The sequence below is a fragment of the Acidovorax sp. LjRoot194 genome (assembly GCF_964253015.1).
GTDB lineage: Bacteria > Pseudomonadota > Gammaproteobacteria > Burkholderiales > Burkholderiaceae_C > Acidovorax.
Genome location: NZ_CAXUQB020000001.1, coordinates 4,638,604 through 4,658,948, shown reverse-complemented (window position 1 = coordinate 4,658,948; position 20,345 = coordinate 4,638,604). Strand labels below are relative to the sequence as shown.

The 20,345-nt window shown below is 66.9% G+C and carries 20 protein-coding genes; 8 read left to right on the top strand and 12 right to left on the bottom strand.

The genetic code is table 11. The features are described 5' to 3' along the window. Positions 1-28: 28 nt before the first annotated feature. Positions 29-829 carry an IclR family transcriptional regulator domain-containing protein gene (locus tag ACSQ3N_RS21170; RefSeq protein ID WP_436147373.1) on the bottom strand — a complete coding sequence of 267 codons (801 nt, stop codon included), beginning with the start codon at positions 827-829 and terminating at the stop codon, positions 29-31. A gap of 90 nt (positions 830-919) precedes the next feature. Here ACSQ3N_RS21170 and ACSQ3N_RS21165 point away from each other — a divergent pair, with 90 nt between their 5' ends. From ACSQ3N_RS21165 to ACSQ3N_RS21145, 5 genes are all read left to right on the top strand, one after another. Continuing rightward, positions 920-1,618, top strand: coding sequence for a 3-oxoacid CoA-transferase subunit A (locus ACSQ3N_RS21165; protein ID WP_056417889.1), 699 nt, complete (start codon positions 920-922; stop codon positions 1,616-1,618). Between the two features lie 40 nt (positions 1,619-1,658). Further along, positions 1,659-2,312 carry a 3-oxoacid CoA-transferase subunit B gene (locus ACSQ3N_RS21160; protein WP_436147994.1) on the top strand — a complete coding sequence of 218 codons (654 nt, stop codon included), beginning with the start codon at positions 1,659-1,661 and terminating at the stop codon, positions 2,310-2,312. A 143-nt stretch (positions 2,313-2,455) separates the two neighbouring features. Continuing rightward, complete coding sequence (pcaF, locus tag ACSQ3N_RS21155) at positions 2,456-3,667, top strand: 3-oxoadipyl-CoA thiolase (protein WP_436147372.1); 1,212 nt, start codon at positions 2,456-2,458, stop codon at positions 3,665-3,667. 5 nt (positions 3,668-3,672) lie between these two features. Continuing rightward, a complete protein-coding gene (locus ACSQ3N_RS21150; RefSeq protein WP_436147993.1) occupies positions 3,673-4,404 on the top strand; it encodes an SDR family NAD(P)-dependent oxidoreductase in 732 nt (243 codons plus the stop codon). 146 nt (positions 4,405-4,550) lie between these two features. Further along, entirely contained in the window at positions 4,551-5,564 is a 1,014-nt protein-coding gene (locus tag ACSQ3N_RS21145; RefSeq protein WP_436147371.1) for a Bug family tripartite tricarboxylate transporter substrate binding protein, read from the top strand. Between the two features lie 114 nt (positions 5,565-5,678). Here ACSQ3N_RS21145 and ACSQ3N_RS21140 read toward each other — a convergent pair whose 3' ends face one another. Then, positions 5,679-6,281 carry a short chain dehydrogenase gene (locus ACSQ3N_RS21140; RefSeq protein WP_436147370.1) on the bottom strand — a complete coding sequence of 201 codons (603 nt, stop codon included), beginning with the start codon at positions 6,279-6,281 and terminating at the stop codon, positions 5,679-5,681. 128 nt (positions 6,282-6,409) lie between these two features. Here ACSQ3N_RS21140 and ACSQ3N_RS21135 point away from each other — a divergent pair, with 128 nt between their 5' ends. Continuing rightward, on the top strand, positions 6,410-7,297 hold the full coding sequence (locus ACSQ3N_RS21135; protein WP_436147369.1) for a LysR substrate-binding domain-containing protein: 888 nt from the start codon (positions 6,410-6,412) through the stop codon (positions 7,295-7,297). Positions 7,298-7,359: 62 nt separating this feature from the next. Here the strand turns inward: ACSQ3N_RS21135 and ACSQ3N_RS21130 are convergent, their stop codons facing one another. The 9 genes from ACSQ3N_RS21130 to ACSQ3N_RS21090 all read right to left on the bottom strand — a co-directional run bounded on the left by ACSQ3N_RS21130 (position 7,360) and on the right by ACSQ3N_RS21090 (position 16,264). Beyond that, entirely contained in the window at positions 7,360-8,631 is a 1,272-nt protein-coding gene (locus ACSQ3N_RS21130; protein WP_436147368.1) for a type II toxin-antitoxin system HipA family toxin, read from the bottom strand. Between the two features lie 2 nt (positions 8,632-8,633). After that, entirely contained in the window at positions 8,634-9,230 is a 597-nt protein-coding gene (locus tag ACSQ3N_RS21125) for a helix-turn-helix transcriptional regulator (protein ID WP_436147367.1), read from the bottom strand. Positions 9,231-9,430: 200 nt separating this feature from the next. Then, positions 9,431-9,898 carry a PaaI family thioesterase gene (locus tag ACSQ3N_RS21120; RefSeq protein WP_436147366.1) on the bottom strand — a complete coding sequence of 156 codons (468 nt, stop codon included), beginning with the start codon at positions 9,896-9,898 and terminating at the stop codon, positions 9,431-9,433. Beyond that, on the bottom strand, positions 9,895-10,608 hold the full coding sequence (locus tag ACSQ3N_RS21115) for a transglutaminase-like domain-containing protein (protein ID WP_436147365.1): 714 nt from the start codon (positions 10,606-10,608) through the stop codon (positions 9,895-9,897). Before ACSQ3N_RS21115 ends, ACSQ3N_RS21120 begins: the two co-directional genes overlap by 4 nt. Positions 10,609-10,737: 129 nt before the next feature. Then, complete coding sequence (locus ACSQ3N_RS21110; RefSeq protein WP_056417913.1) at positions 10,738-11,385, bottom strand: trimeric intracellular cation channel family protein; 648 nt, start codon at positions 11,383-11,385, stop codon at positions 10,738-10,740. 129 nt (positions 11,386-11,514) lie between these two features. Next, positions 11,515-11,865, bottom strand: a complete 351-nt coding sequence (locus tag ACSQ3N_RS21105) for a hypothetical protein (RefSeq protein WP_436147364.1) — start codon at positions 11,863-11,865, stop codon at positions 11,515-11,517. Continuing rightward, a complete protein-coding gene (locus ACSQ3N_RS21100; protein ID WP_436147363.1) occupies positions 11,862-12,716 on the bottom strand; it encodes a hypothetical protein in 855 nt (284 codons plus the stop codon). Before ACSQ3N_RS21100 ends, ACSQ3N_RS21105 begins: the two co-directional genes overlap by 4 nt. A gap of 157 nt (positions 12,717-12,873) precedes the next feature. Next, complete coding sequence (locus ACSQ3N_RS21095) at positions 12,874-14,034, bottom strand: PepSY-associated TM helix domain-containing protein (RefSeq protein WP_436147362.1); 1,161 nt, start codon at positions 14,032-14,034, stop codon at positions 12,874-12,876. 34 nt (positions 14,035-14,068) lie between these two features. Then, complete coding sequence (locus tag ACSQ3N_RS21090; protein WP_436147361.1) at positions 14,069-16,264, bottom strand: TonB-dependent siderophore receptor; 2,196 nt, start codon at positions 16,262-16,264, stop codon at positions 14,069-14,071. A gap of 390 nt (positions 16,265-16,654) precedes the next feature. Between ACSQ3N_RS21090 and ACSQ3N_RS21085 the strand changes: the two genes are divergently transcribed. Next, positions 16,655-17,146 carry a hypothetical protein gene (locus ACSQ3N_RS21085; protein WP_056167691.1) on the top strand — a complete coding sequence of 164 codons (492 nt, stop codon included), beginning with the start codon at positions 16,655-16,657 and terminating at the stop codon, positions 17,144-17,146. A 92-nt stretch (positions 17,147-17,238) separates the two neighbouring features. Continuing rightward, positions 17,239-18,105 (top strand): DUF4424 family protein, encoded by an 867-nt coding sequence (locus tag ACSQ3N_RS21080; RefSeq protein WP_436147360.1) that lies wholly within the window; start codon positions 17,239-17,241, stop codon positions 18,103-18,105. A 148-nt stretch (positions 18,106-18,253) separates the two neighbouring features. Here ACSQ3N_RS21080 and kefC read toward each other — a convergent pair whose 3' ends face one another. After that, a complete protein-coding gene (gene kefC, locus ACSQ3N_RS21075; protein ID WP_436147359.1) occupies positions 18,254-20,158 on the bottom strand; it encodes a glutathione-regulated potassium-efflux system protein KefC in 1,905 nt (634 codons plus the stop codon). Positions 20,159-20,345: the final 187 nt, after the last annotated feature.

The window sequence follows — 20,345 nt, the reverse complement described above, 5'->3', positions numbered from 1 at the left end:
TCCCTTCCCACCACCAAGCCCCCACCGTTCATGCCCGCGGTGCACCCATCATGCGCGAGATGGTTTGGGCCGCGCGCAGCAATGCCGGCAGCAGCGTGGTCTGCATCACGTCCGCACTGGTCCGGTTGGCCTGGCCGCTGATGTTGAGCGCCGCCACCGTGCGGCCCGTGCGGTCGGACAGCGGCGCGGCAATCGATATCAAACCCTCTTCCAGCTCCTGGTTCACCAGGCACCAGCCCTGTTGGCGCGCCTCGCTGATCCGTGACAGCAGCGTCGGCAGGTCGGTGGTGGTGTGCTCGGTAAAGCGTTCAAGCGGCTGCTGCGCCAGGCGCAACTCCAACTCCGCATCGGGCAGCCCGGCCAGCAGCACCCGGCCCATCGACGTCCACGGCGCCGGTAGGCGCGAGCCCACGCCCAGGTTGGTGCGCATGATCTTGTGCGTGGGCACCCGCAGCACGTAGACGATGTCCAGCCCGTCGAGCACGGCGGCCGATGACGACTCGCGCACGTCTTCCACCAGGTCTTCCATCACCGGCTCGGCCAGGTTCCAGATCGGCAGCGACGACAGGTACGCAAAGCCCAGGTCCAGGATGCGCGGGCTCAGCCGAAAGAGCTTGCCGTCCGTCTCCACATAGCCCAGCGTCTGCAGCGTGAGCAGGATGCGGCGCGCGCCCGCGCGGGTCAAGCCGGTCTGCGCAGCCACTTCGCTCAATGTCTGCTGCGGCCGGGCGGCGCTGAACGAGCGGATCACCTCCAGCCCGCGGGCGAACGACTGCACATAGCTGTCGCTGGGTTTGGGGTCTTTGGTGGGGAGCGTTTCGGTATTCATGCAGCGGCCCTCTATAATTCTTTATGCGAACATTTGTTCTATAAGCGAACAAATTCTATCCCGAGACAAGCACATCATGAAAGCGGTTCGATGATCAACAAGCTGGCGGAGTCGGTGGCCCAGGCCCTTTCGGGGGTGAAGGATGGTGCCACGGTGTTGATAGGCGGGTTCGGCACGGCCGGCATTCCCGGTGAACTGATCGACGGCCTGATCGCCCAGGGCGCGCGCGACCTCACGGTGGTCAACAACAACGCCGGCAATGCCGACCAGGGCCTGGCCGCGCTGCTCAAGGCCGGCCAGGTGCGCAAGATCATCTGCAGCTTTCCGCGCCAGGTCGACAGCTACGTGTTCGACGACCTGTACCGCAGCGGCAAGCTCGAACTCGAACTCGTGCCCCAGGGCAACCTGGCCGAGCGCCTGCGCGCTGCGGGCGCGGGCATCGGCGCTTTTTTCTGCCCCACGGCCCACGGCACCGAGCTGGCCGCCGGCAAGGAGACGCGCGAGATCAACGGCAAGCACTACGTGCTGGAGTACCCCATCCACGGCGACGTGGCGCTGATCAAGGCCGAGCAGGGCGACCGCTGGGGCAACCTGACCTACCGCATGTCGGCCCGCAACTTCGGCCCGGTGATGGCCACGGCCGCCAAGACCACGATCGCCACCGTGCACGAGGTGGTGGAACTGGGCGCGCTGGACCCGGAGGCCATCGTCACGCCCGGCATCTACGTGACCCATGTCGTGAAGATCGACCGCACCGCCACGCAGGCCGGTGGGTTCAAAAAGCCGTGAAATCCGCATGAAATTGGCCTCTACCGCACAAGGAATCAGCGTGAGCAGCTATCAAAAGCGTAGTAAAGAAGAACTGGCGAAGCGCGTGGCGCAGGACATCCACGACGGCGCCTACGTCAACCTGGGCATCGGCCAGCCCACCCTGGTGGCCAACCACATTCCGGCAGGCCGCGAGGTCATCCTGCAAAGCGAGAACGGCATCCTGGGCATGGGCCCGGCGCCCGCTGCGGGGCTGGAGGACTACGACCTCATCAACGCCGGCAAGCAGCCGGTGACGCTGCTGCCCGGCGGCGCGTATTTTCACCACGCCGACAGCTTCGCGATGATGCGCGGCGGGCACCTCGACATCTGCGTGCTGGGCGCCTTCCAGGTCAGCGCCACGGGCGACCTGGCCAACTGGAGCACGGGCGAGCCCGGCGCCATCCCGGCCGTGGGCGGCGCCATGGACCTGGCCATCGGCGCCAAGCAGACCTGGGTGATGATGGACCTGTTGACCAAGCAGGGCGCCAGCAAGATCGTGACGCAATGCACCTACCCGCTCACCGGTGTCGCCTGCGTGAAGCGCATCTACACCGATCTGTGCACACTGGCCTGCACGCCCACGGGGCTGCAGCTCATCGACACCGTGCCCGGCCTGCAGTTGCCTGAGCTGGAGCAACTGGCGGGTCTGCCCATCCGTGCAGCCGCCGTTTGAATGCGTCATTTCGTCACCCCACCCCAGCCGTTCGGGCTGAGCCTGTCGAAGCCAGGGCGCTGTCAGCGCAGCCCTTCGACAAGCTCAGGGCGAACGGTCTGGGGACATTTCCACTGAGTCCATAGAAACGAGGAGACAAAACCATGAGCCAACAACGCCAAGCCTTCATCTGCGACGCCATTCGCACCCCTTTCGGTCGTTACGGCGGCGCGCTCTCCAGCGTGCGCACTGACGACCTGGGCGCCATCCCCATCAAGGCGCTGATGGACCGCAACCCCGGCGTGGACTGGGCAGCAGTGTCCGACGTGCTCTACGGCTGTGCCAACCAGGCCGGTGAAGACAACCGCAACGTGGCCCACATGAGCAGCCTGCTGGCGGGCCTGCCCATCGACGTGGCGGGTGCCACCATCAACCGCCTGTGCGGCTCGGGGCTCGACGCCGTAGGCACCGCAGCACGCGCCATCAAGTCGGGCGAGGCGGGCCTGATGATCGCGGGCGGCGTGGAGAGCATGAGCCGCGCCCCGTTCGTCATGCCCAAAGCCGAGTCGGCCTTCAGCCGCAACAACGCGGTGTACGACACCACCATCGGCTGGCGCTTCATCAACAAGTTGATGAAGGAAAAGTACGGCGTCGACTCCATGCCCGAAACCGCCGAGAACGTGGCCACCGACTTCGGCATCGAGCGCGAAGCGCAGGACCGCATGGCCCTGGCCAGCCAGCTCAACGCCGTGGCAGCCATCAAGGCCGGCCACCTGGCGCGCGAGATCGTGCCGGTGCACATCCCCCAAAAGAAGGGCGACGCCATCATCGTGAGCCAGGACGAACACCCCCGCGAGACCAGCCTGGAAGCGCTGGCCAAGCTCAAGGGTGTGGTGCGGCCCGACGGCACGGTGACGGCGGGCAACGCCAGCGGCGTGAACGACGGCGCCTGCGCACTGCTGCTGGCCGACGAAGCCAATGCCGCCAAATATGGCCTCAAGCCCCGCGCCCGCGTGGTGGGCATGGCCGTGGCCGGTGTGGCGCCGCGCATCATGGGCTTCGGCCCCACGCCCGCCACGCAAAAGGTGCTGGCGCAGACAGGCCTGACCATCGACCACCTGGACGTGATCGAGCTCAACGAAGCCTTTGCCGCGCAGGGCCTGGCGGTGCTGCGCGCGCTGGGCATCAAGGACGACGACGCGCGTGTGAACGCCTGGGGCGGCGCCATTGCGCTGGGCCACCCGCTGGGTGCCAGCGGCGCGCGCCTGGTGACCACCGCCGTCAACCGCCTGCACGAACACGCCGGCCAGTACGCGCTGTGCACCATGTGCATCGGCGTGGGGCAGGGCATTGCCATCATCCTGGAGCGCGTGTGACCGCCATCGATAAAAGCACTCCCGTCACGGTCGTCACCGGCGCCAGCAACGGCATCGGCCGCGCCATCGCCGAGGCCGTGCTGGCCCAGGGCCGCGCCGTGGTCAACCTGGACTACGTGCTGCCCAGCTGGAGCCACCCGCTGCTCACGTCCTACCAGGGCGACCTGACCGACGAGGCATCGACCCGTGATCGCGCGGCCGAGATCGCCGCCAAACACAATGTCACGGCGCTGGTGAACAACGCCGGCGCCACGCGCCCCGGCACCATCGACACCGCCACCACGGCGCACCTGGACGACGTGGTGGGCCTGCACCTGCGCGCGCCCATGCTGCTGGTGCAAGCGTTCTTGCCCAGCCTGCGCGCCAGCGGCCAGGGCCGCATCGTGAACATGTCGTCGCGCGCAGCGTTGGGCAAGGCCGACCGCATCGTGTATTCGGCCACCAAGGCCGGAATGATCGGCATGACGCGCACGCTGGCCATGGAGCTGGGGCGTGACGGCATCACCGTCAACGCCATCGGCCCCGGGCCCATCGCCACCGAACTCTTCCGCCAGAGCAACCCCGACGGCGCGCCGCAGACGCAGCGCATCCTGAACAGCATTGCCGTGGGCCGCATGGGCACGCCCGACGACGTGGCCCGCGCGGCGCTGTTCTTCCTCTCGTCCGACAACGGTTTCGTGACCGGGCAGGTGTTGTACGTGTGCGGTGGTACCACGCTCGGCGTGGCACCTGTCTAGCCACCTGAACGCATTTTCACTGCAGCCCTGAAAGGGGCGCACCCCCTGTTCTCGCCCGGAGGCCTTGGCGCCCGGTTGAGGCCACGGCGCGGCGGATTCCGCGCTCGTGACACCCATTTCATCCACCTTTCTGAAGGAGACAAACCATGACCCGTTCCATCCACACCACCCGCCGCTTTGCGCTGTCGGCCGCTGCCTGCGCGGGCATTGCCGCCATCGCCGGTGCTGGCCTGCTGGGCAGCAGCGCAGCAATGGCCCAGGCCTACCCCACCAAGCCCGTCACCATCGTCGTGCCCTTTGCCGCGGGCGGCACCACCGATATCCTGGCCCGCATCATCGGCCAGGCGCTGACCACCGAACTCGGCCAATCGGTCATCGTGGACAACCGTGCCGGCGCGGGCGGCAACATCGGTGGCGCGCTGGCGGCCAAGGCCCCGGCCGATGGCTACACGCTTTTCATGGGCACGGTGGGCACGCACGCCATCAACGCCAGCCTGTACAAGAAGATGCCCTTCGACCCCATCAAGGACTTCGCGCCGCTCACGCGCGTGGCCAATGTGCCCAACCTGCTGGTGGCCAACCCCGCACAGCCCTACAAGAGCGTGAAGGAGCTGATCGCCTACGCCAAGGCCAACCCCGGCAAGGTGAACTTCGGCTCGTCGGGCAACGGCAGCTCCATCCACCTGTCGGGCGAGCTGTTCAAGAGCCTGGCCAAGGTGGACATGGTGCATGTGCCCTACAAGGGCAGCGCACCGGCCGTCACGGACCTGCTGGGCAACCAGATCGGCATCATGTTCGACAACATGCCCTCGGCCATCCAGCATGTGCGCAGCGGCAAGCTCGTGCCCATTGCCGTGACCACGGCCAAGCGCTCGCCCGAGCTGCCCAACGTGCCCACCATCGCCGAAGCCGGCGTGCCAGGGTATGAAGCCACGTCGTGGTTCGGCATGTTCGCGCCCACCGGCACGCCCGCACCGGTGCTGGCCAAGCTGAACACCGCGCTGGTCAAGGTGCTCAACCAGGCCGAGGTGAAGAAGAAGATCAACGAACAAGGCGCCGAGACGTACAGCGAAACACCCGAGCAGTTCGCCGCCTTCATCCAGGCCGAGTCCGTGAAGTGGGGCAAGGTCGTCAAGGAATCGGGCGCGAGTCTGGACTGATCTGCGCCTTCGGTCGTTTTAGCTACTAAAATGATAGCTGCTGACGCTTGATAGACAAGCGGCAGCAGCTATTTTTCTTTCATTCCTAGCTGGGTGGGGTGCAGGTGGCCGTGATTACTGCACGCGGTACACGCGCCCCGTCTGCGCGCCTTCCACGCTGCGCTGGTAGCCGCGTGCGGCGCGCTCGGCAGACACGGTGTCGAAGCCTGGGAAGAACGGCCCGTACACGCCCACCGATTCGGTGAGGATGGTGGGGCTCACGGCGTTGATGCGCAGGCCGCGCGGCAGCTCGATGGCGGCGGCGGCCACGAAGCCCTCGATGGCGGCGTTCACCGCCGTGGCGCTGGCGCCGTTGCGGATGGGCTCGATCGACAGGATGCCCGCGGTCAGCGTGATGGAGCCGCCATCGGTCAGGTACTTCTGGCCGATCAAAGCCAATTGCACTTGGCCCAGGAGCTTGTCTTGCAGCCCCAGGTTGAACTGCTCGGGCGTCATGTCGGCCAGCGGGCCGAAGTGCAGGTTGCCGGCGGTACTGACGATGGCATCGACCGTGCCCACCGCCTCGAACAGTTGTGCGACCGCGCCCGGCCGCGAAAAGTCTGCGCGGTGCGTGCCGCTGCTGCGGCCCACGGTGATCACCTCGTGGCGTGCGCCCAGGTTGGCCAGCACGGCCTGGCCGATGGTGCCGCTCGCGCCGATGAGAAGAATCTTGGACATGGTGTTTTCCTTGAAGGTTGAAAAAGAACGGGGGGAGGAACAGACAGGCCCTGATTCTTTTGTGAATCAATCAATGCATAAAGTACATTGAAGTTCTTCTTGCACTAACCATTGATTAGGAATCTGCCATGGACAAACTGCGCAACATGGAAGTCATGGTGGCCGTGGTCGAGGCCGGCAGCTTCGCCGCCGCCGCGCGCCAGCTGCAGGTGTCGGCGGTGATGGTGGGCAAACACATCCAGCAGCTCGAAGCCCACCTGGGAGCGCGCCTGTTCCAGCGCAGCACGCGCCAGAACAGCCTGACCGAGGTGGGCGCCGCGTTCTATGAAGACAGCAGGCGCGTGCTGGAGCAAGTGCGCTGGGCCGAGTCCGCCGTGGAGCGCAGCCGCGCCGTGCCCCAGGGCCTGCTGCGGGTCAGCGCGCCCTTCACCCTGGGCACCCACGTCATTGCGCCGCTGGTGGCCGACTTTCTGCGGGTGCACGACCAGGTGCGCGTGGACCTGCAACTCACCGACAGCGTGGTGGACCTGGCGGGCGAGGGCTTTGACGTGGCGGTGCGCATCGGCCGGGTGGTGGATGAAGGCCTGGTGGCCCGCCCGCTGCGCCCCTACCGCATGGTGATCGCCGCCGCACCCGCCTACCTGCAGCGCCACGGCACGCCCGGGCGCGCGGCCGACCTGGACCGCCACCAGTGCCTGAGCCATTCGGCATGGCAGCGCCGCGTGGAGTGGACGCTGCGCGATGGCGACACGGATTTCTTCTGGCCCGAGAACGCCCGCCTGACCTGCAACCAGGGCGAAGGCCTGCGCCAAGCCGCGTTGCGCGGCCTGGGCCTGATCATGCAGCCCGAGGTATTACTGGCCGACGACCTGGCCAGCGGCGCGTTGGTGCCGGTGATGCAGCACTGCCTGCCCGCGGCGCGCGCCGTGCAACTGGTCTATGCGCCGGACCGGCGGCAGCTGCCCAAGCTGGCGCGGTTTGTGGAGCATGTGGTGGCGGTGATGGGCGTGGCTTGATGCGTGGCAGTGCAAAGCAGCGCTGTGCAGCGCAACGCAACGCAACGCTCTGCAACGGCAGATCAGTAGAAGGCTTCGCGCTGCTGCCTGAGCGCATCGCGGTCGATGCTGGCGGCGAGCTGCTCCATGTCTGCGGGGCAGACGCCATGCTGCACAAAATGCCGGGGCCACTGCGCGACCACCTGGGCGACGTCCTGGATCAATGCGATGGCCCGGTTCCGTGAGATGCCGAACTCGTTCAAGTCGGTCAGCGCGTTGTCCAGCGTGGACTGCGCCCCGTGCCGGCCCACCACCATCGCCTGGTAGCCCATGTTCTGCAGTGTGGGCACCACGTCGAACGCCGGGGCCAGGTCGTAGTAGCCGTCAAAGCCCAGGCGCAGGCAGTGGTTGCGTTCGTGGTCGTCCGTGTTGTCCATCAGGATGTTGAACACCATGCGCCTGAAAAGCTCTTCGCGCAGGGCCTTGTGCCGGTCCGGGTGGGCCTGGCGCAGCAGTACCGTGGCCAGCGCGCCATAGCTTTCGGTCAGGCCTGCCGCTGCCAGCGCGGTCTTGGCAGAAATGCAATGCACGCGCAGGTCCAGTGCCTCGGTCTGCAGACGGTCAAACCGCTGGATCGTCAGCGCATGGCGTTTGGATGGGCGCGCCTGGCGCGATGCAATGGGCAGCACACCCGTGGTGGCGACATGGATGCCCGCCTGCGCTGCCAGCGTCATGGTGGCGTGTTCGATGAGGGGCGTGTCCACGGTGTCGTCGAGTTCGCTGAACTTGATCACGCAGGGGCCATTGTCGGCTTGCAGCAGCGCCTTGGGCCGGGCCCCGCCCAGCGTCACGCCGGGCTGCACCAAGCGCTGGATTTCGGGGGTGACCGGGGCTTGGGACTGCACGTCTTCCACCGCTCGCACCATGGCGTCCAGGTCACGCAGCTGCGGGTACGGCCCGATGCGGCGGGGAACGTAGTGGTCGGCCGATGTCGAGATGCCCAAAGCGCCAAAGCGGTCGTCCCCCGCGAACAGCAGCATCTCCAGAATCGACAGGCGTGCAGGGCGGTCGATGTGGCGGATGATGCGCTCGCCCCAGCGGTCGGGGCGGGCATCGTCGATGGCGCCGGGCGCACTGTCCTTGTGGCCTGCGCTGAACATCTGTCCGGCCAGCAGGGGCAGGTCTTCGCTCAGCGCAAACTGCCACCAGTCTGCAGCGTAGTGGAAGGTGGCGCAGTTGGGCACCAGTTGCGACAGGCTGACAGCGCCCGCCAGAACAGGGTTGGCAGGGTTGACCAGCGCCCACACGTACAGCGTGTCCTGCGGCTGGTAGGAGCGCGGGGTGACGTCGGCCATGCTCACGGCCGCACCTTGTTGTGGCCGGCGATGAGGGCCGCCAAACCCGCTGCGGTGCTGTTGGTCTTGTGATCGGACATGCCCAGCCCAGCGGCTACCTGCGTGGCCCGCTGCACGTTGTCATCCTGTGGTGGGCCCCAGGGACTTGTCGTTGCTTCCCGCGCAACGTGAGAAGCCCGAGGTTCGGCTTGGGCCGTTTTTCCCTTTGCGGGTTTCGGCTCCGAATACCCCATCTGGCCTTGCCGCACATCAGTGGAGGACGCCTCTTGCACCGCAGCCCTGGTGGCTTGGGGCCGGCTGCGGGTCCGGGCAACTTCCCGTTCCAGCGAGGCCATGTCGTTTTGCGGCGCAATCAGGTCAGCCAGGCCCAGGGCCGGGTTGATGATCCACATGCACATGACGTAGGACGCCATCGCGACGGATGGGTCGCCCCGTTCGATGCGCGCCATGGTGGGTTGCGACACCCCCAGCCGCTGCGCCCACTGCGCCTGCGTTTCCTTGCGGCGCTTGCGCGCGATCACGATGTTCTGCGCGAGCAGCGCAATCTGCTGCAGAACTGCGTGGGGATGGTCGGCGGGACTGGTGTTTTGAGCGGGCATTCATAGATATTAGTGCAGATTGAAATTTCTGACATCTATGAATTTTTCTGGTGTTGTTGCCGCCATTCTTTGTCATAGTTGGCAATATTTATTCATAGATGAATTAAAATAAGAAAATTCGTAAGTCTATGAATGAAAAGCCATTGCAAAAGCAAGGTCGCGTAGCATTTCTCGCGCCCGCGCCGTGTGATGGCAACCGCTCACTCGACAGCGTTTTGTGGCGCAGCCGGCCCGATCTTGAACACCCCACTCACCCGCGCGCAAGGAACGCCATCGGCCGTGACCAGCCCCTGCGCGAACACCAGCGAGCGCGTGATGCGCAGCGGATCGGCCTCCCCTTCCACCCACGCGCCCAGCGGGGCAGGGGCGAGGTAGTCGATCTGCAGGCTGATGGTCGGCAAAAAGCGGTCGGCCACCTCGGTGCTCTTGCGGTGCACGGACAGCGGCAGCAGCATGTCGCAAAAGCTGGCCATCATGCCGCCGTGCAGGTTGTTCATGGGGTTGACGTGGCGGCGCTCCACCCGAAAGCCGAACCGCACCACGTCGCCCTCGTGCTGCACATACAGCGGGCCGTTGTGCTCAATGAACGGCCCACCGGAGGCCAGCGCCACAAAACCATCGGGTATCTGCGGCGACGGGGCCTGCGCTGAGGAGGGGTTGGACGTCACTGCGCGGCCTCCTGCTCCACATCGTCGGCAAAGCTGGCGCCGTGCAGCATGCTGGTGGTGCTGCTGCTGCTAGCACCACTGCCGCTGTCGAGCCAACCGCCGTACACCGCCTGAAAATCCGCCACGATCTGCGCGAGCGGCATGTCGTCAAACGCGCCGCGCTGGTGCACGTACTCCATATGGCGTGCGCCGGATTTGTCGAACGAGTGGTAGATCGAATCGTTCTCGCCATCGAACGTGAGCGGCAGCAGCCCGAAGCGGTCGCACAACTCGATGTTGAAGGCCGGCGTGGCCTTGCGCCATTGGCCATCGAGCCAGAGGTCGGTGTAGCCGTGCCAGATGAAGAGGTCGGTCTTCATGGTCTCGCGCATGCGCTCGGTGGAGAGGTGGTTGCGCACGTCGGCAAAACCTATGCGCGCAGGGATGCCCGCTGCGCGGCACGCGGCGGCCAGCAGCGCCGCCTTGGGCACACACCAGCCGTAGCCGTTGGCCAGCACGCTGCTCGCTGTCATGCCCGGCGGCGACAGGTCGATGCGGTAGGGGTCGTAGCGAAAGCCGTCGCGCACGGCCAGGTACAGCGCCACGGCACGTTCGCGGTCGGTGGCTCCGTGGGCGTGTTGGGCTGCAAAGGCCTGGACCGCTGGGGCGTCGCTGTCGATGAGCGCGGTGGCCTGCAGGTGCGCGGCGGTGGGTTGGTCGGGACTCGTCATGGTTCGATGGCTCCTCGTGGCCCAGTGTGCCGCCCGCGCCAGTGCACGGCTGTCACGGTGGCGCCAGGGCCAGTGCGCAGTGCTGATTCCGTTGATGATGCTGGGTGTTTAAAAGGCGGCAATCAAGTGTCACACCCGCCAGGCCGGCAGCTCCCAGTTGCGCCACAGCGCCAGGCCGCGCAGCCCGGCGGTGAGCAGCACACAGGCCACCAGCGGTGCCCAGTCGGGGGCGTGCAGGTGGCGCAGGGCCACGTCGGCCCAGCCACCGGCAAACGCGCACAGCGCATACGGCCGGTGGTCGCTGAAGGCCTGGGGCACTTCGTTGCACAGCACGTCGCGCAGCACGCCGCCGAAGGCGCCGGTGATCACGCCCATCATCACGGCGATGATCGGCTCCATGCCGACGGCGGTGGCGATGTCGACTCCCACCGCAGCGAACAAGCCGAGGCCGATGGCGTCGGGCACGAGCATGGCGCGCTGGGTGGGCTCGAAGTGGCGCTGGCGCATGAACAGCATCGCGCCCACGCACAGGGCCAGGATGCCCCAGACAAAACCGGTGTGGCGGATCCAGAAAAAGGGCCGCTGGTCCAGCAGCAGGTCGCGCAGCGTGCCGCCCCCAAAGGCCGCGACGAAGGCCAGCACGCACACACCCACGGCATCGAGCCGCTTGCGCGCGGCAGCGATCACGCCGGAGAGTGCAAACGCGATGGTGGCAGCCACCTCCAGAAGAAAGCGCAGGGTGTGCACCCAGGGGGCGTCGAGCAGCAACTGGTCCATGGCCGCGATTGTGCCGTGGCGCCGGGTGGGCACTCAGCATTCAGTGTGTGGCTGTGATGCTATAAAAATAGCAGCTACCAGCGCTTTTCCATCAAGCGATAGCGGCCTTTTTGATTGAAAAAAGAAGGCTCAGGTCTGGAAGAAGAAGTGCCACGCCAGCGCCAGAACGCAGCCCACGCCGCCCAGCGCGCCCAGCCGGCGAGCCCACTGCAGGCTGGCGGTGGGCCACTGGTTCATGGCCAGCACCAGCAGCCAGCCCAGCACCATCCACGCAGCGACCACCAGGGCAACGCCTGCGGCCAGCCCAGCCGCTGCAGTGGCGGTCAGTACCTGCAGCACGACGGTGGCCAGCGCCACGGCCCAGGCGCGGCGGGGAGCCGGATTGCCGTCGCCCCACGCACGGGTGGGCACGCTGTGCGCCCAGCAGGTCAGGGCCATCAGCGAAGCGACTGCGGCGCACAGGCCGGTGAATTCGTTCATGCAGCCTCCGGGGGGTGAGGGTCCGCCGCTGGGGCTGGAGCGTGCGGCGCGTTATTGCCCGTCCGCCGCCAGCGCAGTGCCCGCCGCGCGCGCAGCAGCAGTGGGGCCCCGGCTGCCACTGCGCACAGTGCACACGCCACCGCCCATTGCACCAGCCCGGCCTTGGCCGCCAGGCCGCCATAGGCCAGCGCGGCCACCGCCCACAGCAGCACGGTGGTGCGCGGCGCCCAGTGGCGCAGCGTGGCGGCGGGCAGGGCGATGAAGAAGGCGAGCAGCAGGCCCAGCATGCCGGACGAGCGCGCGGGTTCGGTGGCCACGATGTGGGCCAGGCGGAAAGACTCCACAGCCAGCAGGCCGCTCAGCCAGAAGGGCAGATGCGCCGGCACCACAAGGCGGCCCCAGCCGCGCGGATGCCAGCGCGGACGGGGAGCGACCGGGTGCGCTGCAGGGCCCGATGTGGCCACGGTGGCGTGGCGCGCTGCCTTGCGCCGGTGGGCCTGCACCCGCCGCGGCCCGATGAAGGCGGCGATGCCCGCAAACGCCAGGCCCACGGCGAGCAGGCTGGCGCACATGCCCACCGCGTGCGCGCTGCCCAGCGCCAGGCCCACGACGCCGGCGATGGCCAGCATGGCACCCGCACCGCCCAGCGCCACGCGCCACAGCGCGAGCGTGCGCAGCGCCCATGCGGCCATGCCCGACATTAGTAGCCACGCGCCGATGAGCACCCACGTCGCCCATACCGGCCGCTGGGCCAGCGACGGCATGCCGGAAGGCCCCCAAAAATGCACGAACACCGCCACGACGAGCGCGGCGGGCGTGGTGGCGTGCAGGGCCAGGAAGAAGCGTTGCATGGTCAAGGAAAAAAACGAATGGGGGGCCTGGAGGTAGACATGGGGGTGGATGGGCCTCGCAAAGACGGGCTTTCAATCATTCAATACCGTTCGGGCTGAGCCTGTCGAAGCCTTGCGCGGCGCTTCCGCAGGCCCAGCGTGACCGGTTCAATGACCATCAACTCGCCGCAGCGATCCCGCCGCCCGCAGCCTCCGCCTCGCGCCGGCGTTGCTGGCGAGCGTCGAGCCAGATCAAGGTGCCCGAGATCGACAGGAACGCGGGCGTCATGCCCAGCAAGAAATACAGCCACTTGAGCGCCAGCCCGCCGAAGTCGCCGAAGTGCAGCGGCTCCATGAGGCCATTGACCAGCGACCAGAAGCCCGCCGTGCGCGGGTCGTGCACCTTCCTGGGCACGCCGGTGGCGGCGTTGATATCCACCCGCGCGGTGCTGGCCAGGTGGTCGCTCAGGTTGCCGGTGAAGCCCGCCTCAGCGGTATCAGTCCCCCAGCGGCGCATCGACACGTAGCGCGCCTCCAGCCCCGGCACGGCCTGCTGCGCAGTGGCGTACAGGGCATCGAGCGACTGCATGCGCACGGGCTCTGCGGCATCGCCCGCGGCCTTGCGCGCAGGCTTGGGGGCTTTGGCGGCATCGGTGCCGCTGGTGTTGCTGTTGACGGTGCTTACGTATTTGTAGCCCTGCTCGAACAGCGGCGCCAGGCCCATCCATGCGCCCGTGGTCGCGATCAGGATGTGAAAGAACAAACCCCAGATGCCCGCGGACTTGTGCAGGTCGGACATGACCACGCGAAAGCTGCGGCCCCAGCGCTGGGTGAAGAGCTCGGCCAGGATCTTGCGGTGGATGACGATGCCCGTGACGATGAGCACCAGCATGGCTGCGCCCAGAAAGCCCACGATCCACCGCGGCCCGAAGAACAGGAACACGTGCAGCATGCGCAGGTACTGGCCGAGCTGGCTGTCCACCGGGCCCACCACCGCGCCCGTGTCCGAGCGCAGTGCCACCTTGGTCCGCGTGCTGGCCGGCGCGCCGCGCTCGCGCACGAAGGCGAAGTAGCTCGGGTTGACCGCATCGGGCAGCGCGATGGTCTCCACCGTGGCGCCGGGGTAGCGGGTGTGCAACTGCGTCAGCACCACGTCGAGCGACGCGGGTTTGTCAGAGCGTGGCAACTGCGCCAGCGACGGGTTGGCCCACAGGTCGATCTCGTTCTTGAACACCACCACCGCGCCCGAGAAGCACACGATGAACAGCAGCAGCCCCGTGACGATGCCCGCCCAGGAGTGCAGCACGAAAAGGCGGTTCAGGGTGCGCTGGCTGGTCATGGTCGGCTGGCGGTGGCGGGTGATGGCGCTGCGGTCAGAAGAAGTACGTCACACCCAGGTTGAAGCTGCGCGGCAACGCGGGCGAGACCACGTTGGCATTGATCGCGCCGTCGTAGTACGCCTTGTTGAACACGTTCTTCACGCCGGCCGTCACGCGGTAGTTGTCGCCCGCGTAGCTGATGGACGCATCGGCCACTACATACGACGGCAGCGTGAACGGGTAGGAGCCGATCTGCTCGCTGACATAGCGCCCGCCCATGCCCAGCGTGATGCGCTGGTACTGCGGCAGCTTGTAGGTGGCCCAGGCCGTGAGCGTGTGGCGCGGCGTGAGGTTCAGCGGCAGGCCCACGATGGCGGCGTTGTTGTCGCGCGTGACCTTGGACTGCGTGTAGGTGTAGGCGCTGGTCAGCTTCCAGCCGTTCTTCATGTCTGCGCCCAGTTCCACCTCCAGGCCGCGTGCGCGCTGCTGTCCGGTCTGCACGCTGAAGCCCGTGTTCGCCAGGTCGGCCGTGGTCACGTTCTCGCGCACCAGGTCGAACACGGCGAGTGCGCCGGTGAGCTGGCCATTGGGCGACTCGTACTTCACGCCGGCCTCCCACTGCTTGCCGGTCTCGGGCACGAAAGGCGAGCCTGCAAACGTCAGGCCCGACTGGGGCAGAAAGGATTCGCCATAGCTGCCGTACGCGGCCCAGCCAGGCTTGAACTCATACACCAGGCCGGCGGACAGCGTGGTGGCGCTGTCCTTCTGGCGCGTCTGCGTGTTGGCCACGCGGTTGTCGGTGTCGTTGGTGGACCAGTCGCGGCGCAGGCCCACCAGGGCCGTCCAGCCTTGGCCGAACTTGATCTGGTCCTGCGCATACAAGCCGGCCACCGAGAGCTTGGCGGGCGCGTCGCTGGTCAGCGCCGTGGGGCATACGGCCTGCATGCCGTAGACGGGCGCGAACAAATCCAGCGCGCCGATGCGGCAGGTGCGGCTGGCCAGCAGGCTGTGGCCGCTGCGCACGTCCAGGCCCGTGACGATCTGGTGCTTGGCGCCCAGCGCCTCGAAGCGCGTGAGCATCGAGGTGTCGGTGGCCAGCAGGTCGTAGTCCATGTATTGGCGCGAGGCCTGGCGGTTCTGCAGCCGCTGGTTGGCCTGCAGCGCCTGGTTGGAGACGAAGTTGCCCGTGCCCTTCTCGGTCTCGTAGCGCACGTTCTGGCGGAAGGTCATGGCGTCGGACACCTTGTGCTCCAGCGCATAGCCCAGCGTGGTGCTCTCCACGTCGTACACGCCAAAGGCAGGGTCGCCGGTGAACATCGTGCGGGACAGCGTGCCGTTGCGGTTGGGCAGCAGCGTGCCATACGGCGTGATGCCCTGCTGGCGCATCCACTCGCTGCGGCTGTAGGTGGCAAACAGCACCAGGTCGGTCTGCGCGCCCAGGTCGATGGAGAGCGAGGGCGCGAACCACCGGTCCTTGCGGTAGACGAACTGGGTGGGGTCGTCGGCGTTGGACACCTGGGCATTGATGCGCAGCGCCGTCTTGCCCGATTCGGACAGCGGCTTGTTCACGTCGGCCTGCAGCGTGCGCTGGCCGAAGCTGCCCACCTCGACGCCCACTTCGTTCAGCGCATCCTTCTTGGGCCGCTTGCTCACCGCGTTGACGATGCCGCCGGGCTGCACCTGACCGTACAGCACCGACGCCGAGCCCTTGAGCACCTCGAAGCGCTCGTAGCCGTAGGGCTGCAGCTTGGCCCACATGCCAGGGCTTTGCACCAGGCCATCGACCAGGATGGATTCGGTAGAGCGAAAGCCGCGGATGTTGATGTCGTCAAACCCCCGGCGCCCGAAGTTGACGGGGCTCACGCCCGCCACGGTCTGCAGCGCCTGCTGCACGTTCACGATCTGGCGCGACTCCATCTGCTCGCGCGTGACCACGCTCACCGACTGCGGCGTCTCCAGCCGGCGCATGGGCGCCTTGCCGGCGGTCTGGGCCTCGACCGGGGCGAAGCCCATGTCTTTTTCAGTGCTGGCGTTGATGCGGACTTCTTGCAGTTGGGGGGCTGTGACGTTGGCGTTGGATGTTGGGTCAACAGGGGGCGCGGCGGCCTGCTGCGCCATCGCTGCTTGTGCAAAGCAGAGGGCCAGCGGGGTCAGGGCGAAAAAGCGGGCCTTGCGGGCCGATGGAGTGGGAGACGCAAACGTGCGTGCAGCGCTGGACGCCAGGGCCGCGCAGGAGGGCTGGAAAGACATGAAAGTCCCGTTGGAGAGTGGGCAAAACGCGAAGGGGCACTGGCTCGCGTTTCTCTGTCCGGGGACGCTGGCTGGCTGAGGGGTGGGATTCTAATGCGAATGGTTATCGTTTGGGAGGCTTGGCACGGGAAAATGTTGCGCCGCGGTGGCCTGTGTCATCCGCTGCACTTTGTAGGAGTCGTAGAAGCAGTTTGCTGCAAATGTTTCGTGTCTGGCACATATTGGTTGGTGCTGCGGTCGTGAAAACATCGGTGCCGTCGATACGATCGCGGGCTTTGCGAAGCACCTTCCACTCGATGCGCACCAAGCATCAGAGCGGACGGTAGCGGGCCGAAAGCGTTCAGTGCAGCAGCCCTGCACCAGCGGCAATATTCAAAACACCTCTCCGACATGACGCAAAAAACAAGGCGCGATATCACCGCCAACGAAGCGCTTCCCCTCATCAAAGAAGCGGCCACCTGGAAAGGAACGACGTATGCCCTGCGCGGATCTGCTTCCACCAAAGGGGGCTCTGGCGACTGCAGCGGAACGACGTTCTTGATCTACCGCGAAGCGGGCTTTCCGTACGAATATCAGACGTCGGGCACCTTCCCTGCCTATGCCCAGCGCTCAGGGCTATTTCGCCTGTTGACGGCGACGGAGGCGGTGCAACCGGGCGATGTGCTGTCCTGGCCCAATCACATGGCGATCTATGCTGGTTCTGCGCTTCAAAAGGAAGACGCCACCACGCAGCGTGTCAACGCCAATGGCAAGAACTGGACGCAGCACAACGATATTTTCACGGCCACCCGTCCGAACGGGCCCGCGTACATGCCGGCGTCCTTGCGCTACTGGCGGCCGGATCCTCCCAAGGTCTACCGCTACCAGACCAGCGCTCCATGACTGCGGCCCTGCCTGATCTTCATCAACGCCTGCGGAGCGCGGTGCGATGTGCCGTCGTGATCGGAGCCAGTCTGTGTCTGGCGCAGCCCGTCATGGCGAACGACACCAGCGATGGCGTGGCGCCCCGCATTCTCTCGGCGCCCCAGGATGCCCCGCTGCGTGGCGCGCCCAGTGTCAGCAGCGCAGTGCGCATGCAGGGTGATGAGGTGACTGTGTCCTTGACGCCCCCACCCACACTGGCCGCCCCGGCGCAGTGGCTGATTCAAGGGCCGCTGTTTGGCTGGCTGGGAGACTCGGACCCTTATCCGGACCGCCACTTCCCGGAGCTGCGTGTCCTCAGCAATGGCCAGCCCGTAGAGGTCACGGAGTCGGTCCGGGCGGTTGCCGGTGCGGTGGATGTCTCCGAGCTGCTGCGCAAGGCCGGCATCAACCCCTGGCTGATCGCCGACACGCCGCCGTTCGTTCCCACGGAAGGCCTCTCTGCCGACGTGCTCTCCCAGCTAATTCGCGCAGGTGCTGTCGGCACCTCGGGCACCGACCACCTCGCCCAGTGGCGCGCGCAGCGCACGCTGGGCGTTACCGTGTCACCAGGCCAGACGCTCGACATCCGTTACCGGCCGCGCCCCGGGTACGCCCTGATGACGCAGCAGGCCCTCGCAAAAGCCAACCTGCGCCACCGCTACTGCCTGACGGACGCGCCATTGCGCGCGCTGAGCACACAGTTCGGCCGTTCTGCCCAGTTCATCGCCAAGCGCTACGAGATTGCCGTGGGCGCGCAAGACCGCACGCCGCCGCCGGTGCGCCTGAGCGTGGTGCCGCAGCCAGGGGGCGCGCTGGTGGCCGCCTGCACGCGGGGCCATGCGCGCCCCGCCGGCGTGGGCGGTTGGACCGATGTCGAGGTCGTGCCGGATCAGCGTGCGGTGCTGCATGTGTTGACGCTGGAGCCTGCCGGCCGTTGATGGCGCGGACGCAAAGCGGACCTGCTAGGTTCGCGCGAATGCAGGCAGTGGACCGCCGTCGTGGATGCGCCATTCGGGCTCGGTGGAACACCTCTGAAGACCTGTAGTGCTATTGAATAAATAGCTGCCAGCGTTTGATGAATAGGCGTTAGGTCCGGTTTTTGGTCTCATCTTGGGCGCTGGCGATCGCATCGCCCCCCTCGCCAGCCTTCTCTGCTTCATACCCCGGATACGCGCCACCCGCGGCATCCAGCGCGGCACTCTCCTGCCGCTCCCTCGCCATCTGCTCCGCAAACTGGTTGCGCCCCTCGCGCGCCACGGCGATGAACTTGGCGCGGTCCTTGTGGTGCGGGTACATGCGGTCGGCCAGCGCGATGTTGTGGGCGCGAAAGCGCTGGGCGATGGCCGTGGCTTCGGTGGGCTGCAGGCCCATCAGTTCCAGCACGGTGTGGGCGCTTTGCAGGCTGGATTCGAACAGCTCGCGCTGCACCAGCGTCACGCCCACATCGCGCAGCTTGTTCCAGTGGGTGACGTCGCGGGCGCGGGCCACGATCTGCAGCTGGGGAAAATGCTCGCGGGCCAGCTTGGCGATCTTGAGGGACTGCTCGGCGTCGTCCACCGCGATGACCAGGATGCGGGCGTGCTCGGCGCCAGCGATGCGCAGCAGGTCCAGGCGCGTGGCGTCGCCGTAGAACACGCGGTAGCCGAAGGTGCGCGCCACTTCCAGCATCTCCACGCTGTGGTCCAGCACCGTGGTGCGAAAGCCCTGGGCCAGCAGCACGCGCGAGACGATCTGCCCGTAGCGGCCGAAGCCCGCGATGATGATGGGCGCCTCTTGTGGCTCGGAGATTTCCTCGGCCGCGGGGGCCTTGACGTGCGCATAGCGGCGCAGCAGTGCGCGGTCGAGCACCACGAGCAGCAGCGGGCTGATCAGCATCGACAGCGCCACTGCGCCGATCAGCAGCGACGCCGTCTCGGCCGGGAACACGCTGGCACCAGCCGCAGCCTGGAACACCACGAACGCGAACTCACCGCCCTGGGCCAGCAGCAGCGTGAACACCGGGCGCTCCTGGTAGGGGATGTTGACGAGCTTGGCCAGGGTGTAGATGACGATGGCCTTGGCCGCCAGAAAGCCGACCAGGATGGCGGCCATGAGGCCCGGCGAGCGCAGGATCACGCCGAAGTCGATGCTCATGCCCACGGCGATGAAGAACAGCCCGAGCAGCAGACCCTTGAAGGGTTCGATGTCGGCCTCCAGCTCGCGCCGGTACTCGCTGTCGGCCAGCAGCACGCCGGCCAGAAAGGCGCCCAGCGCCATCGACAGGCCCACGATCACCATCAGGTAAGCGATGCCCACCACCAACAGCAGTGCGGCGGCGGTGAAGATCTCGGGCGTGTTGCTCTTGGCGATCCAGCGCAGCACGGGGCGCAGCAGCAGGCGCCCGCCCAGGATGATGGCGGCGATCACGCCCACGATCTTGAGCACCTCCAGCGCCATCTCGCCCGGCGTGTGGCCCGCGCCGTCGCCCGCAGCGGCGCCCAGCACCGGCAGCAGCGCCAGGATGGGGATGGCCGCCACGTCCTGGAACAGCAGGATGGAGAAGCCCGCCTGCCCGCTCTGGGTGCGCATGAGGTTGCGCTCGGCCAGCGACTGCAGCGCGATGGCGGTGGATGACAAGGCCAGGCCCAGGGCGCCCACCAGGCTCACGCGCCAGGGCAGTCCGGCCAGGGCGCCCAGCGCAAACAGCACGGCCGCACAGCCCAGCACCTGCGCGGAGCCCGTGCCGAAGATGGGGCGGCGCAGCGCCCACAGGCGGCTCGGTTGCAGCTCCAGCCCGACGAGGAACAGCATCAACACCACGCCGAATTCAGCGAAGTGCAGGATGTCCTGCACATTGCTCACCAGCCCCAGGCCCCAGGGCCCGATGGCGATGCCCGCCGCCAGGTAGCCGATGATGGCCCCGAGGCCCAGCGCTTTGGCAATGGGCACGGCCAGCACCGCGGCGGTGAGGTACAGGAAGCCGTAGGTGAGCCAGGTAGGGGCGTGTTCCATGTCTGAATAAAGGCTGGGGCGACGGCCTAAGCCGTGGCCTGTTCAACGGTGTGAGGGAGCGTGTGCGGAACGTACGAGCGGGCCTGTGCGGGGCTTGAGGCCGCACGTCCGCATGCCCGTGCTAAAGGCGTACGGATGGCATGGATTTTGGCACCGCTGAGGCCGCGCGGCAGCGGGTGTGCCGTGT